The 19,988-nt window shown below is 65.4% G+C and carries 18 protein-coding genes; 4 read left to right on the forward strand and 14 right to left on the reverse strand.

Features of this window, described 5'->3' with window-relative positions; translation table 11 throughout:
• Nucleotides 1-122 precede the first annotated feature (122 nt).
• The gene (locus C7I56_RS06470; RefSeq protein ID WP_106639762.1) at nucleotides 123-440 is read right to left on the reverse strand and encodes a hypothetical protein; all 318 of its coding nucleotides are present in this window, start codon (nucleotides 438-440) and stop codon (nucleotides 123-125) included.
• A 209-nt stretch (nucleotides 441-649) separates the two neighbouring features.
• Between C7I56_RS06470 and C7I56_RS06475 the strand changes: the two genes are divergently transcribed.
• Complete coding sequence (locus C7I56_RS06475; RefSeq protein ID WP_106639763.1) at nucleotides 650-2,968, forward strand: AAA family ATPase; 2,319 nt, start codon at nucleotides 650-652, stop codon at nucleotides 2,966-2,968.
• A 261-nt stretch (nucleotides 2,969-3,229) separates the two neighbouring features.
• Here the strand turns inward: C7I56_RS06475 and rlxS are convergent, their stop codons facing one another.
• The 13 genes from rlxS to C7I56_RS12315 all read right to left on the reverse strand — a co-directional run bounded on the left by rlxS (nucleotide 3,230) and on the right by C7I56_RS12315 (nucleotide 14,544).
• Complete coding sequence (gene rlxS / locus C7I56_RS06480) at nucleotides 3,230-5,206, reverse strand: relaxase/mobilization nuclease RlxS (RefSeq protein WP_106639764.1); 1,977 nt, start codon at nucleotides 5,204-5,206, stop codon at nucleotides 3,230-3,232.
• A 314-nt stretch (nucleotides 5,207-5,520) separates the two neighbouring features.
• Nucleotides 5,521-6,186 carry a lytic transglycosylase domain-containing protein gene (locus tag C7I56_RS06485; protein ID WP_106639765.1) on the reverse strand — a complete coding sequence of 222 codons (666 nt, stop codon included), beginning with the start codon at nucleotides 6,184-6,186 and terminating at the stop codon, nucleotides 5,521-5,523.
• Nucleotides 6,174-6,746, reverse strand: a complete 573-nt coding sequence (locus C7I56_RS06490) for a S26 family signal peptidase (protein ID WP_106639766.1) — start codon at nucleotides 6,744-6,746, stop codon at nucleotides 6,174-6,176. Before C7I56_RS06490 ends, C7I56_RS06485 begins: the two co-directional genes overlap by 13 nt.
• Entirely contained in the window at nucleotides 6,739-6,966 is a 228-nt protein-coding gene (locus C7I56_RS06495; protein ID WP_106640173.1) for a helix-turn-helix transcriptional regulator, read from the reverse strand. The genes C7I56_RS06490 and C7I56_RS06495 overlap by 8 nt, the downstream gene beginning before the upstream one ends.
• 161 nt (nucleotides 6,967-7,127) lie before the next feature.
• Nucleotides 7,128-7,424 carry a DUF736 domain-containing protein gene (locus tag C7I56_RS06500; protein ID WP_106639767.1) on the reverse strand — a complete coding sequence of 99 codons (297 nt, stop codon included), beginning with the start codon at nucleotides 7,422-7,424 and terminating at the stop codon, nucleotides 7,128-7,130.
• A gap of 361 nt (nucleotides 7,425-7,785) precedes the next feature.
• Nucleotides 7,786-8,832 (reverse strand): nucleotidyl transferase AbiEii/AbiGii toxin family protein, encoded by a 1,047-nt coding sequence (locus C7I56_RS06505; RefSeq protein ID WP_106639768.1) that lies wholly within the window; start codon nucleotides 8,830-8,832, stop codon nucleotides 7,786-7,788.
• Nucleotides 8,825-9,421, reverse strand: a complete 597-nt coding sequence (locus tag C7I56_RS06510) for an AbiEi antitoxin N-terminal domain-containing protein (protein ID WP_106639769.1) — start codon at nucleotides 9,419-9,421, stop codon at nucleotides 8,825-8,827. The genes C7I56_RS06505 and C7I56_RS06510 overlap by 8 nt, the downstream gene beginning before the upstream one ends.
• Nucleotides 9,422-9,801: 380 nt before the next feature.
• Nucleotides 9,802-11,721, reverse strand: coding sequence for a ParB/RepB/Spo0J family partition protein (locus tag C7I56_RS06515; RefSeq protein WP_106639770.1), 1,920 nt, complete (start codon nucleotides 11,719-11,721; stop codon nucleotides 9,802-9,804).
• Nucleotides 11,722-11,841: 120 nt separating this feature from the next.
• A complete protein-coding gene (locus C7I56_RS06520) occupies nucleotides 11,842-12,078 on the reverse strand; it encodes a hypothetical protein (protein ID WP_106639771.1) in 237 nt (78 codons plus the stop codon).
• A complete protein-coding gene (locus C7I56_RS06525; RefSeq protein WP_106639772.1) occupies nucleotides 12,075-13,052 on the reverse strand; it encodes an ArdC family protein in 978 nt (325 codons plus the stop codon). The genes C7I56_RS06520 and C7I56_RS06525 overlap by 4 nt, the downstream gene beginning before the upstream one ends.
• A 388-nt stretch (nucleotides 13,053-13,440) precedes the next feature.
• Nucleotides 13,441-13,656 (reverse strand): hypothetical protein, encoded by a 216-nt coding sequence (locus C7I56_RS06530; RefSeq protein ID WP_106639773.1) that lies wholly within the window; start codon nucleotides 13,654-13,656, stop codon nucleotides 13,441-13,443.
• 65 nt (nucleotides 13,657-13,721) lie between these two features.
• On the reverse strand, nucleotides 13,722-14,312 hold the full coding sequence (locus C7I56_RS06535; RefSeq protein WP_158703026.1) for a DUF2285 domain-containing protein: 591 nt from the start codon (nucleotides 14,310-14,312) through the stop codon (nucleotides 13,722-13,724).
• Nucleotides 14,293-14,544 carry a transcriptional regulator domain-containing protein gene (locus tag C7I56_RS12315; RefSeq protein ID WP_158703027.1) on the reverse strand — a complete coding sequence of 84 codons (252 nt, stop codon included), beginning with the start codon at nucleotides 14,542-14,544 and terminating at the stop codon, nucleotides 14,293-14,295. Before C7I56_RS12315 ends, C7I56_RS06535 begins: the two co-directional genes overlap by 20 nt.
• 728 nt (nucleotides 14,545-15,272) lie before the next feature.
• On the opposite strand from C7I56_RS12315, the gene C7I56_RS06540 reads away from it, so the two are divergent.
• From C7I56_RS06540 to C7I56_RS12720, 3 genes are all read left to right on the forward strand, one after another.
• Nucleotides 15,273-15,809 (forward strand): RNA polymerase sigma factor, encoded by a 537-nt coding sequence (locus tag C7I56_RS06540; protein WP_199792346.1) that lies wholly within the window; start codon nucleotides 15,273-15,275, stop codon nucleotides 15,807-15,809.
• Between the two features lie 13 nt (nucleotides 15,810-15,822).
• Nucleotides 15,823-16,785 (forward strand): FecR family protein, encoded by a 963-nt coding sequence (locus C7I56_RS06545; protein WP_106639775.1) that lies wholly within the window; start codon nucleotides 15,823-15,825, stop codon nucleotides 16,783-16,785.
• Between the two features lie 130 nt (nucleotides 16,786-16,915).
• Nucleotides 16,916-19,972: a TonB-dependent receptor gene (locus C7I56_RS12720; RefSeq protein ID WP_158703028.1), complete on the forward strand. Its 3,057-nt coding sequence runs from the start codon at nucleotides 16,916-16,918 to the stop codon at nucleotides 19,970-19,972.
• The last annotated feature ends 16 nt before the right edge of the window (nucleotides 19,973-19,988 follow it).

Raw genomic sequence — 19,988 nt, forward strand, 5'->3', positions numbered from 1 at the left:
ATCTCCCGGGAGCCTGCGCTCTCAAGGGGCAGGGCCGATCTGTACTATTCCAGCTTTTCGTGGCCGACTTGCTGACAACCACGCGGGCTAGTCGCGGGGGGTGGCGAGGCCGCGCCCGCTGCTCAGCTCATCTTCTTCTTGTAGCCGATGGTCCGCAGGAATTCAGGCCATCCCCGGTAGCGTTCGGCGCCGGGCCGGGGCTCCACGCCATGCTTGTCGAGCGCCGCCAGAATGTCCGCGTCAGAGCCGTGCTTCGTCTCGTCCGCTGATAGGTCCATCGGGGAGAAGCTCGAGGACATGTACTCGCGGAAGCTCACCGTCAGCAGGCGGTCCGGCGGCGGGTCTCGGTGCGTCCAACCCGCGAAATCAATCTTGCTGCTGCCCTGCACCCATCCGTCCGGGGTCAGGTGCATCTCGTCAACTTCGTCACTTGCCGACACGGTGCCCGCTCCTCCTGTTGAGCCTAGCAGGTGTGATCGGGGCTGGAATTTTCAACCAGCCCCCTCTCATCAATGCCCGGCCGTTCGTTCCGTTGGCCTCGCCAGACCGTGCCGGAGAGGTGAGCCCATACGCCGTTTGATTGCGCCGATACTGAACAATCCCGCGAACAGCTTTGACTCCACTGTGATTCGGAGTCAGCTATTTGTTCATGTTCAGCAAGTTCGTCATCCGCAATGTCGGGGTATTGCGCGCGTTCGATACGCCCGGGTCCCCGAAGCTCTCCCAGCTCACGCTGTTCTATGCGGGCAACGGGCGGGGCAAATCGACCCTCACATCCGTCCTGCGAGCGGCACGGGACGGTTGCTCGAATACCGTTCTCGCTCGCCAGTCCTTGGGCAACGGCGGCGCGGCGCCGGACATCACCCTTATGACTGACGCCGGAAACATCCGCTTCGACAATGGCAAGTGGAAGTCGAAGAGCGCGCCCATTGAGGTGTTCGACACCACCTTCATTGCCGACAACATTTACGCCGGGGAGCTCACCGATCTCGCCCATGATCGCGGCCTCTTCTCCGTCATTATCGGCAAGGATGGGGTGCGGCTGGCAACCCACCTCGAGCGCTTTAACGATATCAACCGGAAGACATCGGCGGAATTGAAGGCGGCCGAGACGGCCCTTGCCGAAGACAAGCCCGCCGACATGGGACTGGACGAGTTTTTCGCGCTGGCACCCAACCCCGATTACGACAAGCGCCTCGAGGATGCTGAGCGCGCTGTGAAGGCGGTCCAGCAGGCGGACAAGATCGCTGCCCTCAAGCAGCTCGAGGAGCTTCCCGTCCCCGCTCTCCCGGCCGGGATGGCCGCCGTCCTCGCAAGCACCGTCGCTGACATTGATACCTCGGCTCGGGACCGCTTGCTCGAGCACTTCACCCGCTTCCGCCTCGACAAGAAGGCCGAGGAGTGGATCGGCTACGGCTTGGACCATATCCACGATGATTCCTGCCCCTTTTGTGGGCGGGAGGACGTGGATCAGGCGGGGATGGTGACGCTGTACGCGCAAATCTTCGGGGACACCTACCAGGGCCACCTAGCCACCGTCCGGGAGCTCGGGGGCGAGGTTGAAACCTCCTTGGGCGAGGACACCCGCACGGGCCTGACGGCCAAGATCGAAGCCAATGCCGAGGCCGCCCGAAAGTGGGGCGAATACGTTCGGCTGGATAAGCCACTCCCGGAGATGGCCGAGCTCGGCCCCGTGATCGCGGACGCGCACAAGGCGGCCAAGGCACTATGCGACAAGAAGCGCGCGTCACCGCTGGACAAGCTCGAGGCCGAGGAAGAGCTGACTGAGATAGGCGCCAAGCTCACGGCCGCCACCAACCTCATCAATACCTACAACGAGGCCGTTGTAGGCATCAATGACGCCGCCGCGAAGGTATCGACCGCCGCACCGACCAAATTGGCAGTCGCGCAGGCGACCCGCGACAACGTGAAGAAGCGCATCGCCCGGCATGACGCGGGGGTCCAGAAGCGGGTCAATGCCTACTTCCGCGCGAAGAAGCGGGACGCGCGGGCGCGCAAGACCCGGACCTACATTCAGAAGAAGCTCAAGGACGTGAACGAGGCCTCGGCCGCTCAGTACCACAGCCGAGTGAATCACCATCTCGGCCGCTTCGGTGCCAGCTTCACCATCTCGAAGATCACAAACAGCATGCAGGGCAACTCGGGCCAGGTGGACTACGGGTTGCTCATCAAGGGCGAGACCGTCGCGCGCGGACGGGGGCGGCAGGCGGATGCCATTCCCTCATTCCGCAACACGCTGTCGGCCGGGGACAAGACCACGCTCGCCTTCGCGTTCTTCCTCGCCATGCTGGACGCGGACACGGGCCTCGCTGGGAAGACAGTGGTGGTCGATGACCCGCTGAGCAGCCACGATAGCCATCGCCGGTACATGACGGTCGAGGTCATCAAAGAGCTGTGCGGCCGCTGCCGCCAGATGATCGTGCTGTCCCACGATGAACACTTGCTCCTCGACATCGAGGCCCGTTGCGTGGGCACCCCTTGCGCAGCCTTCAAGATCGAGTTCGCCGCTGGGGGTCAGTGGTCGGAGGCGTCAGTCGCGGACTTGGACCTCCTCTGTCGAGCTCGGCACATCGAGATGATTGACGACCTCTCGGCCTACGTTGAACGGAACGAGGGGGACCCTGCCAAGGTGGTTCTCACGGTGCGTCGCGTCCTCGAGACCCACTACAGGCGATACCGGGCATACTTCGCACCGGACCAAAACCTCGGCTCCATCGTCAAGGCGATCGCGAGCGAGGGACCCTCGCACCCGTGCCACCGAGACCTCACGCAGCTCGACCGCTGCAACAACGCGACATGCGACGATCACCACGGCGAGAACGCCGATACCGGGCGGGCACGAACGTTGTCAGACGAGGAGGTCCGGGTGGTGGCTATCGATGCGCTCGAGCTCATTGGCGCCCGGCGGCCTGCGACGGCAATTCGCACTGCGGCAAATGCGGCTTGAAACCCGGAACCGAACCGGGGGTAGCGACTAAATCGCTACCGCTCGACTACCCCGGAAGGACTGGCGGGACCACCTTTCCAGCTGCGTGCTTGAAAAGATGGTGGGCGCGACAGGGATTGAACCTGTGACCCCACCCGTGTGAAGTGCAGGATCGATAGCCAGGTAGGAATGACCGCTTTCGGCTGTGAATGAATAGTTCACGAGCGTCCGCCATGGGCGCAAAGCGGACCCGAGCGTTTCTGCTCAGTGAAGCCGCCCGCACTACGAAACTCCCTGTCCTCTCGATCTCCCAAATGTCCAGTTTACGTCGCTACCATTCGGCCGGACGATTCCCGTGACCTGCTTGCCGATCCTTTCCTCCAGCACCCGGCGCCAGGGCACGAGCGTGAACTCCTTGGATTTCTCCACCAGAGCATAACGCCCGCCGACAAGATCGATCTGGCGCGCCAGCTTCCCTTCTATTCGTTCGCCAGCCTTTGCTTCCGTAAAACGCAGGCCGAGTTCGTCCATTAATTGCGCGCCGGCCCGAAGCAGTTCCCGCCGCTGCAGTGTCGCGAGCATGCCCGCGCGATAGACGGTGCCGCCACTCCGTTCTTCGGCAAGGCCTTGGTCAAGCAGCCATTGGCGCCGTATTGCCTGCGCCTCCCGCACGGCGCGTCCAAAGCCGGCGTCTCGCAGTGGGAGTGGCGTGGCTGCAGTCAATTCCCGGTCGAGCCAAGTTGGCGCGTCAGCGCCCAGCTGCCTTTCCAGCGGCTCCCTGGAGAGAAGCTCGACCGCGACCGGCCGCGCCCGCGCCTGCCGCTCCTCATAGGACGCTGCGGCCGCCAGATAGCCGTCCCCCAGGTTCCAGCTTCCGTCAGGCTGTCGATCCAGTGTGGCGCCGCTCCTCCGGACGGCCTCAAGTCGCCGCACATGTGTTGAGGCGAACGCCTCTGTGGCCTGTGGATCGTGCCGCAGGTGCAGATCGACGCTGTAGCGGCCGTCATTCTCGGCCGCGATGTTCGCGATCATCCGGTCTACCGGCCGCACCCCCGTTTTTCGTCCGCTGACGCACACGATCGCGTTGTCGGGTGCAAGGTCGGCGACATCGCCGCTCCCGACATCGGCATAGTGAATACGTCCGTCGAGGCCGTCGACCAGCAGATAATAGCGACCGCTGAGCTCGTCGGAGAGACCGCGTGCGAGCACGCGTCCGACGACTTCCCGCTGCCCTTCTACGGTTGGATCGAAAACCGCATAATCGCACAGCGCGCGCTCGGCACCTTTCGCACCAAGCTGGCGGTGCATCGTCTTGATGATATCGCCGCGCTCTCCCATTCGCCGGAGCGTCGTCTCCAGATCCTCGGCAAGATGCCAGCGCCCGGGCGCGGTCTCGTCGGCCAAACCGAGACGTGTCAGTTTGACGAGGCGGCGAGTCAGCATCGCCTGCCGGAACGGACCGTCCGCCTGCGGGCTCACGAGACCTTCGACACCTTTTGCACGGAGCAATCTACGGTCGAGGCTCGTCAGCCTCTCCTGCTCGACTTCCCTCTCCAGCCGCGTTTCGATGTCACGATCGGTACGGGGTCCAAGGTCCAGCTGCACGATCTCGGCGGCACGCTCCCGCATGCCGCTCGCCATGTAGTCACGCGCGACGATCAAATCCTTGCCGCGCTCGTCCCTGCCGCGCAGCATGATATGGGTGTGAGGATGGCCGGTGTTGAAATGATCGACCGCGACCCAGTCCAGCTTGGTCCCGAGATCCTCTTCCATCTGCGTCATCAGGCGCCGCGTAAGCGGCTTCAAGTCATCGTAGCTGCTGCCGTCTTCCGCCGAGACGATGAACCGGAACTGGTGGCGGTCCCCCGCCGCGCGTTCCATGAAGTCCTTGCCGTCGGCGCGGTCGCTTGCCGCGTTGTAGAGCGCGCCAGGCTCACCGTCGCGAGTGACACCATCGCGCTGGATATAGCGCAGATGCGCATGGGCGCCGGCGAGCGCCTTTCCGGCAAGCTTGACGATCCTCGACTTGATGACGACGCGCCGCTGCCGGAAGGCAGCCATGCGGTTACGCGCGGCGAGCACCCTTCCTACCCCCGCACCCCGTCCGATACGATTGCCGTGAAAGCCGCTGTTGCGCGCCGCCCCGACGCCAGCAAGGTTCGCGGCGCGAAGCACCTGGTGCAGATATTTGCGGCCGCGCTTCGATCCCATTGACCGGATTTTGCCGAGCCGCGGTTCGAATGTCTCCTCGCCCGCCATTCGCTTCTCCTTTCATTCGGGTCTCCCGGCCGGGGCGCCAGCGTAGCGCCACGTCCGGTGGCATGGCGCCATCCTTGCCGCAGAAAAAACGATGTGCAGACAAAAGCTTAGGAGGGTGCCAAGATTCCCGTGGCGCCATTCCTTTATCTTGCCTTCGGCACTATTCCTCCTCCCTCCCCTGGACATCGCCGCCAATGCGGGCTGCGAAGCCCGTCCAGCCGCTGATAGAAGCGACGCCTCTCCGGCGGCGCGACCGGTCCCAATTCCCTTCAGAGACGAATGCCACAGGCAGCCGCAGCCTCGTGCCGACCCTTCTATTCCGCAGCCGAAATGCCGCCGGTCAGGCGCACGAAAACACTCGCCTTCGGCGCATATTCCACGCCTGCTGGTCCCCTCTCTGGGCGGGTGCGGAGCTGGAAAAACAGCGCGCCGCCAAGCCCGTTCATTTGCCCCGGCGCGGCAATTTTTACAGCTTCCGGCACGCTTCGCAGCGCAGCGGAAGGCGCCTGCAACGGAGCGCTTGCGAGCTTCGCCACATAGGCACGCGTCTCCGCCGGAAGCCGCCGTCCGGCCTTCAGATAGTCCTCGTAGCGCCCCGGCCCGGCATTGTAGGCGGCGAAGAGCCCCGGATAACCGTAGCGGTCGTACATGGCTCTGAGGTAAGCAGTTCCCGCGAGGATATTGTCGCGCGGATCGTGCGGATCGCGGCCAAAGCCGTGCGCCCGGGCCAGTGCGGCATAGGTGCCGGGCATCACCTGCATCAGCCCCATCGCGCCCGCGTGGCTGGTGATCGGACGCCCCTTAAGGTGCGTCCGGCCGCCGCTCTCGGCCCGCATCACGCGCAAGATCCACTCCTGTGGAATGCCGAAGCGGGCGGAGGCCTCGGCAACGTGCGGCTGCCACTGACCGGCTGGCGCGGCGGAGGCGGCGCACGGCGCCGCGATCGCCAGAATGGCGATGAACCGGCTCACAACGCCCATAGGAGCACCGCCTTTCCAAGGATGGCGCGTCCCGGCACCGGGCCGAAATAGCGGCCGTCATAGGAGGCGGGCACCTCCCCCATCAGCAGGAGATAGTGACCCTCGGCAATACGCCCGCAGCCTGTCCACCACGGCAAGGGCCTTCCCCGGCGATCATGATGGAGACGCGCGGCGGCGTGGCGGCCGTTGATGTAGAGCGCTTCGCCGATCGCGCAGACAAGATCGCCTTCGAGCGCCGCCACTTTCTTCACCAGCGGCACGTTTCCGGGAAGATAATGGCGCTCGGCGGCAAGCGCGCGGGCGGCCGGAGGAAGCCAGGCGACAACGGCATCGCCGCGCGCGAGCGGCGCATCGGGCCGCACCCAATAAGGCCCCCTCGCCATGCTGTCCGAGACGTTCCAGACGACGCGCGGCCGGGGCGCGCCGGCCGCCGTTGCGAGGACGAGGCCGCACAGAAGGCCGCCCGCGAGGAGGCGCTTGGTCAGGCGCCGCCGCGCGGTCCGCGCGCGGCGAAGCTCGGCGCCCCAGCGGAAGAGTGGCAGGTCGCGGGCCTCAGGCATGGGACCGCGCCGCGCTCGTGCCGCCTTCGGACCAGGCATCGAGATCGACGATGTGATAGCGCACATAACGGCCGTGCTTGCGAAAGCGCGGGCCTTGTCCGGCGCTCCGCATCTTCTCAAGCGTGCGCGCCGAAAGGCCGATATAATAAGCCGCCTGCGCCGTGTTGAGGAAAGGGCAGCCCTTTTTCGCCTTGGCGGCGCGGGCAATTTCATCGTCCATGTCGACCTCTCTTTGGCGCGGCGGGAATCGCCGCGGCCTTGGGCGAAGATGGTCGAGTGAGGGCGTGTCTTCGGAGGCTCGAAAAACGGCCGCCCTGAAAATCGATCCGCCCTTATCGAGGAAAAGCCCGCCGCGCATGTCGCGCGGCGGGCTTTCGGGGCTCAGCGCGACCAGATCAGGCTGTGCTCGCCATTCTCGCCCTCGATGAGGGTCGCAAAGATGGGCGCCGGAAAGCTCGGGTCATCGAGCTTCAGCGAAAGATAGTCGCGGCCTTCGCGCGAGGTCTTCTTCCAGGCGGCGCCAAACTCGACGTTGCCGGCGAACACCCGGTAATCGGGTGCCTTGTCGTGGTCCTTGTCGGAGGGACGGAGGGTCGCCTTGACGTTGAGGGTCAGCGTCTTGATCGTGCCGCCGAGATTGCCGTTGTCGGTCGCGGTGAAGGTTCCGATCTGGGCCATGTCATGTCTCCTTATGCTGCTTTCGGGACCGCCTCTTGCGGCCTCGATGGCTGTCGGGAGGCGCGGCGGCGGCCGGTCCGCACCGTCAGGCCGAAGCAGAGCGGAGGACGGCGGGAGCCCAAGCTTCTTGTCTCGCGAGGAGCCGCAAGAAGCGGCGGGGAAGAAGGTTGGGCTCCCGCCGTTGCGGGCATGAGGCCGGGGCCCTCCAGGGCCCGAACCGGCGCGCCAGACCAGCCCATCGATGAGGCCGTGAGGGCGGATCGCACAGCATCGAAGACACGTTGACATTGATCGGAAAAGCGCAGTCTCCGCGCCTCGAAGGCACTCTCGGCACGGCAGCATAAACCATCGCCCTGAGTGGCTAGACCCGGCCTGAACCCTCCACAGACCCGTCAGCGGCTGCCGCGTTCGCACGATCCTGGAGGTCCCGGATGCGATCCATAAGCGCCTCGAAGGGCTCCGCTTCGTCGAGCAGCAATCCGTCCTCGACCATCCGCCGATAGTCGTCGGCGAGGGCGCGGCGGCTGTCTCCCTCGGGCACGAGCCTTAAGTCCCCTGCGACGGCGGCGCCATAGTCGATCGTCTGCCGGCCGGCATCTTTCTCCGCGAAGAACCATCTCTTGTGGGCGGCGACGGCAGCGGCGATGGACCGGTCGGCGATCGCCGCCTCGGCGAGCCCGGCTTCATCGAGCTTGGCAAGGTCGTACCAGTGGCGCGCGAAGCGGTCGCCGCGCAAGGGGCCTTCCGAGCAGAAGACATGGGCGGCGGTCGCCTTCTCCCAGAAGGTCCGCTCGGCGCGCATGACGCGCGGCCTCGCGACCGGAAAGGCGACCCCTTCGACGTGAGGCGCGGCATCGCAGGTAACCTCGTACGGCGCGCTCGGTTCACCGGTTGAACGGGCGCCGAATTCCAGCATGACGCGCGGGAGGACATAGCCGGAGCCCGTGGTCAGCGCCTCATATTCGACGAAGATCTTGTCCCCCTCGGCCCGAGCCTTGGCCGGGAGCGCATCGGCGGCGAGCCGCGCCTGGATGAGCGGCAACGCCTTCTCCGCGATCCATTGCGGAAGCCGCGTGCGAACCGCCTTGCTCCATCTCTTCTCTTCGCTCCGGGTTGCGGGAAGCGCGTCTTCCGCGCCATCGACGAGGTCGGGAACGAGCTTGCGGATGTCGTAGGTGAGGTCGATATCCTCGGAGAAACGGCGGATCGCCCCATAGACCTTGGAGAGCGACGTGCCGCCCTTGAAGACGAGATCGTCGCCCAAGGAATCGCCAAACAGGGCTCCGAGCGTCCAGACGACCCAGATGTCCTTTTCCAGAAGGTGCGGCGGTCGCCCCGAGGCGGAAGCGGCGACGCTCAGCACTTCGAGGCGGTCTTCGGGCGAAAGCCCGAAATAGGCCTCAGCCATAAGCCGCGATTTCGCTCACGGGCTTGGCGATCCATGGCGGCAGGAGAGGTGAGACCGACACCATTTCCCGGAAAGCGGAGGGCGGCAGCGTGCGCTTAAGCTTGGTGAGCGCCGGACCCGCCTTCGCTTGCCCCAGCCAGGCGAGCGCGCGCACCGCCTCGCCCGCCGGACGGCCCGCCAGCGCGAGCTGCCAGCGCGGTGCGTGCTTTAGTTCCACGGTCTGGCGGCCGACCTTGAGCCTGCGGCTCGGTCCCGAGGTTAGATAGACTGAGCGGACCGGAACCTGCTCGGTGAGGCCGAGTGCGTTGGCGGCGGCGGCGCCGCTCGGCGTCACCGTCTCGCCGCATTGCTGGGCGAGCGCGGCAACGACCTTCTCGGCCGCCGGAGCGCGAGTGCCGAAGCGGGATTCGACCGGGCGGACGTAGAGGCCGCGGCCGGCGCGCAGCAGCGCGCCTCGCTGCACGAGACGCGACAGAGCCTGATCGACTGCCGCGCGGCTGCCCAGATGCAGCAGCGCCTTGGCGACGATTGGCGCGCCCTCCGGCAGCCCGGCGGCATATTTCATGATCTTCTCGGACACATGTTTCATGGATTCACCCTCTGTCAGAAACTTAGGCCTCTTTCTGACACTTTACAACCATGAGGTTACGCGAAGGTTGCCAGCCTCCCTGAAAGGAGGGCCGGAGAAGCAGGTCGCGCTCTTATGTCGGAGCGAACGCCAGCGGACGCTGGCCCGCCCTTCCTCTTGCGACAGGCGAGGCCGGACCGGATGGGGCAGTGCTCTCGATCCTAATTCGTCCATCGACTGGAGGATAACGCGCCCGGGCCTCCTGAGGAGGTCCGGGCGCGCGAACTTCAGGCATAGCAGATGAAGAAGCGCCGGACGCCACCGCCCGAAGGCGGGGTCGCCCGGCGCAATTGGAATCAAGGGACCGACGAGCGGCGGCTGGAGCCGCCGCTCACACGCACTCAGGCCGCCACGCGATCCGCCTCGGCCATTGCCTCGGGGCCCGCCTTATCGGGGGCGATGCCGATGTCATCGGCACCGGCGGCGACATCATCGCCGTCGCCGGTAGCGGCCACCGGCTCGTCGGCGCGACCGTCGGCGACGTCGCCGTCCGCTTCCTCCGCCGACGCGAAGGCGTCGGCGGATACGCAATCATCCGCCTCTTCGCCGAACAAAGCCGCGACCCCGGTATGGCGGCGCACAGCGCCGACGCCGCCCCGGCCCGTATAAGCGGCGGGTGGTATCGCCATCCAGCGCGGCAGCCACACCTCTGCCTTGGTCCTGCCATTCGCCCCTTCGAGATGATCGACGATCAGCCCCTTCAAGGTCTTGGCCTTCTCGTTCTGATTGGCGCGGGCGATGGCTTCCCCGCCGACCTCCGCAAGCATCGCGCACAAGACTTCCTTGTCGCGGACCAGTTCGACGAGCGCCGCATCGGGCCGGTAGAGCACCGCCATGTCGGGCCGGATATGGTGAGCAACGGCTTCCACAACCACGCTTCCCGCTTCAAGGGCTTCGCCCATCACCACCGCCGCGATGGCGAGCACATCGTCGTCAGCGAGGGGGAGGAGCCGCGCGAACAAAGTCGTCGTGCCCTGATCGTCGCCGCCGATGATCGTCGGCGCGTCGGCATCGAAGCCGAGCAGTGCGAGCACTTCGCGCCGCCGCGCGTCGAAGAGGGTTTCCGCCGCGCTCGTCTCGACGCTCTCCTGCACGACTTCATTACCCGCGCGCTGCGGCTCGGGCCTGACGCTGAAGAGGTGCGACCCGCTGATCGCATGGGCAACCAGCAACCGGAAGGCCGCGTCCTTGTGGTCCAAGAGCGCCGCGCGGACGGCGGCATGGCGGTGAAGGTCGATATAGGTCTGCAAGGGTCCGGTGACTTCGGGCCTGACCGGCTTCTCCCCTTCGCCCCCCGCGCCTCCGCCCGGCAAGCGGCGCGCTTCCTTGCGCGGCAGATAGCCTTCGTGGAAGATCACCTCGCCCCGCTGCGAGCGCTGGACGAAGACCTTGCCGCCCTTGCGCTTGGGCGCCTTCTCATGCTCCCAGCTGTTGAAATAGTCGCCGACATCGAGAAGCATGACCTCGGCCCAGCCCGCCTCAAGATAGGCCGCGCGGCGCGCCTCGATCTCGGCATTCTGGGCTTCCCAGAATGCATTGGCGTCCGCGAAATAGCCGTCCTCTCCAAAGAGGTCGGCGACGATTTCGCCCTTGTAGGTTTGAAGGTCGAACAAAGCGGCACCGGTCGCGATGGACTGACCGCCGAGCAGCCAGTTCTTGAGCTGGACGCCGCCCGGCGCGTAGCAATCGGGGTCGGCGACCATCGCGAGCCATTCGCGCTGCTGCGCCTTGGTCGCCATGGTGAGATAGCGGATGCTCGCCGGGTCGATCTCCTCCTTCCTGTAAAGCTCGCGGATCTTGGGGAGAAGGTTGCCGAGCGCCAGCACCTGCCGCACCTGCCGGTCGGTGAGGCCAAAGACGAGCGCGATCTCCTCGGCGCTCCGCCCCGCCTTCACAAGGCCGGTGAAGGTCGCCCATTGTTCGACTTCATGGGCGTCCAGCCGTGCGACATTTTCAAGGAGCGAGGCTTCGAGCGCGGCGGCATCGTCGCCCGCCTCCATGATGGCGCAGGGTATGACTCTCCCCTCGCCCGCCTCGTTGCTCGTCTCCTCGACCACCGCTTTGGCGGCGAAATAGCGCCGCCGTCCGGCGACGATTTCGAACGTCTCCGGGCTGCCATTCTGGCGGACGAGGAGCGGCACGAGGATTCCCCGCGCGCGGACGGAGGGGAGAATATCGGCAAGGTCGGGCGGCTTCTTGCCGGACCGCATGTTGACCGGAGAAACCGAGAGCTTGCTTATGTCGATATGAGCGAGTTGCATGATGATGTTCCTTTTTTCGGGGTGGATCGGCTGCGGCCTTTCAAGACTGGAAAATCCCGTCGGCTGCGGGCCGGTAAGTGAGCGGCCCGCATCGTGCAGGCGCGGGTATCCTCGCCTCGTTCACGGAGGCCGGTCCGGGGCGCTCGTCCGCCCGGAGACGCCGAACAGGTCGAGCTGGAGGCGCGCCGCTTCATCGAATAGGCCGAAATCGGTGGCTTTCTGCGGCCTCTGCGGCACGAGCGGCGCGGCCATCTGCGCTTCCAGCCGCGCGCGCTGACTGATGGGCCGGACGCCGGGGACGAGGCATTGCGCGCCCGCCGCCGTTGGCTCGGCCTCAAAGGGCGCGGCGACGCTCATTGCTTCGCCTCCCCGCCAATGGGATTGTGGAAGGCGAGCAGATAATCCGCTGCCTGACTGGCAAGCCGCGCGGCCTTGAAGATGGCGCGATTGTCCGCGCGGAGCACCGCCAGCCATGCGCCGAGATAGTCGGCGTGGCGCACGGTCGGCCTGATGCCGAGGCTCGCGCAGGTGAAGGCGGCGGCGAGTTCGGCCACCAGTTCCTCGCGCGCGTAAGCTTGCGAGCCGAACGGCCCGGATTGATCGCGATTGAGTCGGGTCTCGTGGCCGGTCCAGTGGCCAAGCTCGTGAAGGGCGGTGCGGTAATAGTTGACGGGATCGAAGAAGGCCGATTGCGGCGGCACCGCCACGAAATCCTGCGCGGGAGAATAAAAGGCCTGCGGCCCGGCGACGCGGAAGTCGGCGCCGGTGGCAGCGATCAGCGCTTCGGCGGCTGGCACCTTCTCGCACTCGTCGACGCGGGGAGGCTGGCCGACCAACGCGTCCCGCAAGCCATCGCACTGGGCGACATTGAACAAGGTGAAGCGCTTGAGAAACGGAATGGCGGCGGCTTCGCAGCCTTCCTGTTCAGCGCGCGCTTTATCGGCGGCAGGAATGAAGCGGTCGGCATAGTAAACGGCGACGCCCGCTTCGCCCTTGCGGACGTTACCGCCTGCGGCAAGGGCTTGGCGGAAGGTCAGCCAGCTCTGGCGCGGATAGCCGCGCGCGATGACCGCGCTCCACAGGAGGAGGATATTGATCCCGGAATAGGGCCGCGTGGTCGCCGCATTCGTCGGCATGCCGATGGCGGCGCTGCCGCTGTCCCACGGCTGCACCCATGGAAAGCGCCCCGCCTCAAGCTCCGCAATGACCTTCCCGGTCACTTCCTCATAGAGGCTCGTTTGCGCCCTCGCCCCGCCCGCATCCGCCGCGCAGCGGCGGGAACTCCGCACCGCCTTTGCCGCGCCGCGCCTCGGCCTGTCGTCTCGCGCCATCCTCCGGCTCCTCTCCAATCCGCACAGCCACCCCGGAAGCGGGGTGGGCGGCGAACCAGCGACCAAGAGGCCCGCGGCTGAAGCGCCGGGCGCACCCGAAGGGCCGGAACGCAGTGGAGGACTGGCGCGTCAGCGCCGGTTGCGGCCGGTGCGCGCGGGCCTAGCCGGGAGCGCCGCCCATTCCGCGCGCCGGGAGCGGCCCACAGACACGCCGCCGCGCGAGCGGCGACCGCTTTCGAGCCGCGAGGCTCGGTTCCGTGTGACCGATCGTCACTTGACGGGCCGGACCGCGAAGAGGTCCGGCAACTGACCGGCTAATCCGCCAAGCGCGCGAAGCGCATGCGGTCCTTCGCCATCTGATTTTACTGAGGAGAAATGAGAGTGTGCCTCAACTCGGTTCGAACACGCCGTTTTTGAGATGGAAGACGAGGAGCGCTTCGCGCTTTACACCTTCGATGTCCTTCACCGACGGATGGCAGAGATGATCCCGTGCACCGCTCAACCGATAGCTCCGCCCGGTCTTGTATATGCGGACCATCATTGGATCGCCGCCCGATGTCTCGCCGTGCAGCCGGCCGATCAGCTGTTCCTTGCTGCGCGCCATAGATCTCCCCTCTAGGCAGGCGAGCATGCGGCGGCATCCTCTCTCGCGCAAGCGTCCTCATGGCATCAGCCCTCCTCCCTTCCGCGAAGAAGCGCGCGGTAGCCGCCGGCGACCATTCGCGCGCTTTCGCGCACGAGGCGCTGGACCCTAAGGCGCAGAAAATCCGAACCGCCGCGCCAGTCTCGCGCGGCGACCTCATCGCCGAACAATGCAGCCGCGATCTCGCGCTGCCTCGCGCCTTGCGCGATCGCGTCGGCAGCGCGCAGCATCATGATCCACCGCCCCGCGCGCCCTTCGGGCGGGAACAGTCCGGCCGGAAAACGGCCGAGGCGATCAAGCGCTGTCAGGCGCTGCAATGTTAGAAGTTTCGGCGCGAGCGTGCGCAGGCCGTGAAGACGATAGCGCAGATGCACAGCATCGTGGAGGAAGCTGCCGCTCTCGCTCGCGAGCTGCACTTGATGGAGGCCATCGCCAAGAAGCAGCTGCTCCCCTACGGGCGAGCGGACGATGGTCACATGAAGATCGTCGCGATTGAGTGTCAGAGCGTCGAAATCGGGGCGCTCTGCCGAGACAACGTCCACCGGTACGACTGCGGGATGATCGGCTGCGCGCCAGGCAATTTGGACGTCCTGCGACTTAAGGTCGGGGTCCGCCAAGAAAGTGAAGGCACCAGGGCGCGGCGGCCCTGGCTTCCTCCTTGTCGGGCTGACGCACATCTACATGCTTGAACTTGGATGGCGCATTCGAACAGTGGAGACGCGCCGTGCGGCGATATTCCTCGTTCCGGCGCAGAAACTCCCAGGCAAAGCCCGCGCGATCGAGGCCGCGGAGCGGCTGATATGCAGATTGCTCCCGCCACTGGGTCTCGGCTGGCGCGGGAGAGGCCATAGGACTCCTCCTGTCTCTCCCGTTCGCATTCGAAGGAACAGCAAAAGCCCACTTGGAATCACGCGAAAAGCCGCGTCGAGCTGTCGATAGATGAGGATCCGCAACATCCTTGCCGCTTGCGCGCGCATTGTGCGCCATCTGCGCACAAAAGCGCCGATCCGCTGCGCGGAAAGGGTGCGTTTCCGGCGGCCCATGCGGCTGTGGAGACGCGCTCTCCGGCACGTCGCGCCGAAAGCGACCATAGCGCCCTGACGTGCCTAAAGAAAATGAAACCCCGCCGCATCGGTGCGGAAAAGGAGGGTGCCATCGTTGCCCGGAGGCAGCGCGGCGGTTATCAGCTGCCATGTCGGGTGCCGTGAAATAGCTGCCTGTCCAAGTGCCGGGGACACGAGGTCTTCTCGTGTCGGCGTCAGGCAGGCGGGAACTAACGGGCCTCGCACAGAGGTTCCAACACCCGGCCCCTTCCTTCCAAAAATCGCCCTCTTGCAAAGCGATGGCAGATGATTCAGCATGACCTCGCCGCCGAGAACGGGCGGCAGGGGCGTGGAAACCCCTGTGCAGGATGAGTGGAGACGGGTGTCGCTTGGCGCTCGCGCTCACTCATCGCAGTTCGGATTTGATCGACCAGCGGCACGAGCCGCGGGATCGATGGCGCACCGCCGCAGGTATTTCCACACCGTCAGCCATGCTGTCGTCCGCCCCTTGGCTCTTGGCGTGAGGGACGAACCGTGGCCAGCAGAGACGAGCGCAAGGCGCGGGCGGCGCCGCTTCAGCCCGAGGCCGTATCGGCGGTGGACCTGCTCTACCGGCGCTATTCCGGCTGGCTCAACCGCATGCTGTCGCTGCGCCTGCGCACGACCTCGGTCGAAGTCGACGACATCGTCCAGGAGACTTATGTTCGAGTCGCGCGCTATCCGTTCGACGAGGCGTCGCGCCACCCCAAGGCGCTCCTGATGCGCATCGCCGTCAATCTCGCCCGCGACAATATGCGGCGGAATGTGGTTCGTGGCGGCCTTTTCGACCAGAGCATGGCGGCTGACGAGGCAGTTGAGACAGCGTCAATCGGTCCCGATCAGGATCATCTGCTGGAACTTAAGCGTGTCATTTTGCGCCTGCCGCCGATCTACCGCGACGTGTTCGTCTTGAGCCGCTTCACCGGTTTGACGTATGAAGAGATTGCTTGTCATGTCGGCATCTCGGTAAAAACTGTCGAATGGCGGATGAGCAAGGCGTTGGCTATGTGCGCCGAGTGGATGCGCGACTGAACGGCGGACCGCCATGATCAACAGGGGTGAAGGCGATCAAAGCTCGGGCGAGGCCGCCGACTGGCTGGCTCGTTTGAACACGCGCGCCGTCTCGCACGAGGAACTCGAAGAATTCTATGCCTGGCGTCGCCAGCCCGGCAATGCCGAGGCTTATGCGAAGGTCGAGGCGCTATGGCGCGAAGCACGCAGTCTTGGCGGCGACCGAGACATCGCCGACGCGGTTCGTGAAGCTTTAGAGCGGCCCCGGCAAAGGGCCGCCTTCCTGCCGACCCGAAGGCGTCAGGTGCTGGCGGGCGCAGGGGCCCTCGTCCTTGTCGCAGCGGGGGCGACATTCTTCCTCACGCGCGCCCAAATCTATGCAACCGGTATCGGAGAGCAGCGCCTTGTGACGCTTGCCGATGGGTCGCGCCTGCGGATCAACACCAACAGCCGACTCGCGGTCGATTATTCCTCGAGCGCGCGCGACGTTGAGCTTTTGCAGGGTCAGGCCTTCTTCGAAGTGAAGTCCGACCCCGAGCGTCCCTTCACCGTCAGCGCCGATGGGGTCGAAGTCCGGACCTTGGGAACCCGGTTCGACGTCCGAAGAGCAGGCGCGGTTCAGGTGGTTCTGGTGGACGGTTCGGTCGCGGTATCCGCCGGAGACGAGGGCGTGCCCTCGCTCCTCTCGCCCGGAGAGGCGGTCCGTGTCGGCCCGGACGGACGGAAAGTTGAGGAGAAAGTCGATCTCGAAGCGGCGACGAGCTGGACCTCCGGCAGGATGGTGTTCAGGGAGACGCCGCTCGGTCAGGCAATCGCCGAAGCCAATCGCTATTCGGCGCGGCAGATCGAGCTTCGATCGCCGGCTCTTCGAAATCTTCGCGTCGACGGCACGTTCGAGACCGGAGACGTCGACGCCTTCGTTGCCGCGCTGACGACCCTTTTCCCTGTCCATGCCGAAAAGGGCGAAAACGGATCGATCATTCTCACCGCAACCTAGCGGTAACCCTTACTCCTGCAGGAAAGAATATTTCCATCGGCAGTTAGGGGAGTGGCACCTCCGCTGCGTTTCCCTGGTGAACGGCCATGAAAGGCCGCAACAGGACGGGGAGCGGGATATGGGCGGAAGCGTGACGAGAAAGCGGTTCGATCACCGCGTGGCGATTGCGGCGCTGGCGCTTGGCCTCTGCTCGGCAACGAATGTTGGGCATGCACAAGCGGCCCAGCCGCAGCAATACGAGTTTCAACTCGGCGGTGGATCGCTCAGGGACGCCTTGACTGTCTATGGCCGCGTGACCGGTCGCCAGCTCCTCTATCCGAGCGCGCTGGTGAGTCGCCGCGCCGCCCCGGCATTGCATGGACGCTTTACCGCCGACCAAGCCCTGGTGCGGCTGCTCGAAGGGACGGGAATCAAGGTCCACCGTGCCAGGAACAATGTCTATGTGCTGAAGGCGGGTAGAGCGGCTCAGCAGACGCGGGCTCGCCCTGTGCCCGCGCCGGCCCGCCCGGAGCGTCAGCGCCAGCCTGCGCGACCTGCGCCGCCGGTAGGCGACGCGGCTCCGGAAGACGAGACCGGTCCGGAGATTGTCGTTACCGGAACCAACATCCGCGGCCAGCGCGAAGGCCCCTCGCAGCTCCTCGTCATCGGCGGGGAGGATATCGTCAGGTCAGGCTATGGGACCGTCGCCGAAGCGCTGGCGGCGCTTCCCCAGAATTTCGGCGGCACGGCGACCGAGGACACCGCGATTACCGGCTCCGACCGGACGATCGCCAACTCCACCCTGGCATCCAGCGTCAACCTTCGGGGCCTCGGCAGCGATGCGACGCTGACGCTCGTGAACGGCCGCCGTGTCGCCGGATCGGGCGGCAAGGGCGATTTCACCGATTTGTCCTCGATCCCGACGGCCGCCGTCGAGCGGATCGAAGTGCTGGCCGACGGTGCATCCGCGCTTTACGGCTCCGACGCCGTCGGCGGCGTCGTGAACCTCGTTCTTCGAACGACAATCGACGGCGGCGAGAGCCGCGCGCGCATCGGGACCACCACTTCTGGCGGCGTGCAGGACTATCAGTTGAGCCAGCTCCTCGGAACGACCTGGGGGAGCGGCCACATCCTCGGCGCCTATGAGTTTCAGCACCGGGAGAATCTCGAAGCGCGAGACCGGCCCTATACGCGGTCCCAGGATCTGCGACCGCTCGGCGGGTCAGACCATCGCGGCTACTTTTCGAACCCCGGAACGATCGTCGCTCTGGACGCGACGGGCGGCGGCTTCGTGCCCGTCTTCGCCATTCCCGAAGATCAGGATGGGACGGGTCTCGAGCCCGGCGACTTCCAGCCCGGCGCCAATTTCGAGAATCTGCTTGAAGGGACAGACGTTCTTCCGCGTCAGACCCGGCATAGCCTTTATGTCACTGCCGAGCAGGAGGCGGGAAGTGGCGTCACCCTCTTCGCCGAGGGCCGCTACGCCGAACGAAACTTTTCCTACCGGAGCCTCCCTTCGACCGCCTTGCTCCAGGTGACCGCCGCCAATCCGTATTTCGTCAGCCCCGACGGGTCGCCGTTCAGTCTTATCGCTTACTCCTTTGGTCCAGAACTTGGCGCGATTGAGGTCGAAGGCGAGGTGCGGGCGCTCAGCGCAACCGTGGGCGGAACATTCGACGCAGGGGACGGCTGGCTGGTCGACGCCTATCTCACCCACGCCTTTGAGGAGAGCGGCAACCGCACCGGAAATATCGTTCAGTCGAGCTACCTCTATGAAGCGCTCGGCATCGTTCCCGACGATCCTATAACGCCGTTCAGCACGGCCACAGACGGCTTCTTCAATCCCTATGGCGAGGGTGCTTCGAACAGCGAGACGATCCTCGACTTCATCGGCCAAGGATTTACCGATGAGCGCATCGACAACGGGCTTACCTCGGTGAACGTGAAAGCAGACGGCCCGTTGTTCGAGATCGGCGGAGGCAGCGTGCGCGGGGCGATCGGTGCGACCTACCGTGTGGAATCCTTCCTCCGGCGCGGCGAGGCCTTCTACTTCGGAGCCGCGCCCGATCCGCTTGATCGCACCGATGCGGACCGCTCGATCACGGCGGCGTTCGCCGAACTCCTCATTCCCTTGGTCAGCCAAATCAATCGCCGCGCAGGTCTCGAACGCCTCGAACTCTCCCTTGCTGTGCGGCATGAGGAATATAGCGACTTCGGCAGCACGACCAATCCGAAGCTGGGCGTGGTGTGGGAGCCGCTGAGCGGACTTCGGTTACGGGGCACCTATGGAACCTCCTTCCGGGCGCCCGCCATTCGCGAGATCGGCGATCCGTTGAGCGTCAGCGCGACCCAACTCGCCGATGCGTCCGGTACGCCGCAGCTCGTATTGTTCCTGAGCGGAGGCAATCCCGATCTTCAGCCTGAACGCGCCCATTCCTTTACTCTCGGCGCGCAGGTGGAACCGCCCAGTGCTCCGGGCCTCCGGGTTGAGACCACCTTCTTCGAAACGCGCTTCGCGAACCGCATCGGACAGCCGACCTTCGAGGACATTCTCAACGTTCTGCGCGACGACATCTTCTCGCCCTTCGTGCGGCGCGTGAACGCTAACGATCCGGACGATCTCGCGGACGTGACCGCCCTCATCAATGGTCCCGGGTCGATCGTTCCGCCCTCTCTGCCGCCGGAGGCCTTCAGCGGCATTGTCGATGGGCGTTTCGTCAACACGGCCAAGGTGGTCGTACGCGGCCTCGACGCTGCGGTTCACAAGAGCTTCAACCTTGGCGAGGCGCAGGCGGTCGTGGGCCTCAATGGCTCCTACCTCCTCGACTACAAACGTCAGGTGACTCCCGCCGCTCCGGTCGCCGAGCGGGTGGATACGCTTGGCAACCCGGTCGACTTCAGGATGCGCGCGACCGGCAGCGTCTCCTGGCGCGATTGGGGCACCACCGTCTCGGTCAACTATGTCGATGGGTATCGAGACGATGTCAGCAGCCCGGAGAGGCAGGTTGATGCCTGGACCACATTCGATTTCCAAATCCGCTACCAGCCGAGACAGTTTATCAAGGATCTGACCGTGTCGCTCAGCGTCCAGAACCTGTTCGACGCGACACCGCCCTTCGTCGATCGAAGTAGCGGCTTCGGCTACGATGCGGGCAATGCCGACCCGCTTGGACGGTTTGTCGCCCTGCAACTCATAAAGAGCTGGTGACGGCCACCTAGCCGCA

Source organism: Allosphingosinicella vermicomposti (genome assembly GCF_003012815.1).
Taxonomy (GTDB): domain Bacteria; phylum Pseudomonadota; class Alphaproteobacteria; order Sphingomonadales; family Sphingomonadaceae; genus Allosphingosinicella; species Allosphingosinicella vermicomposti.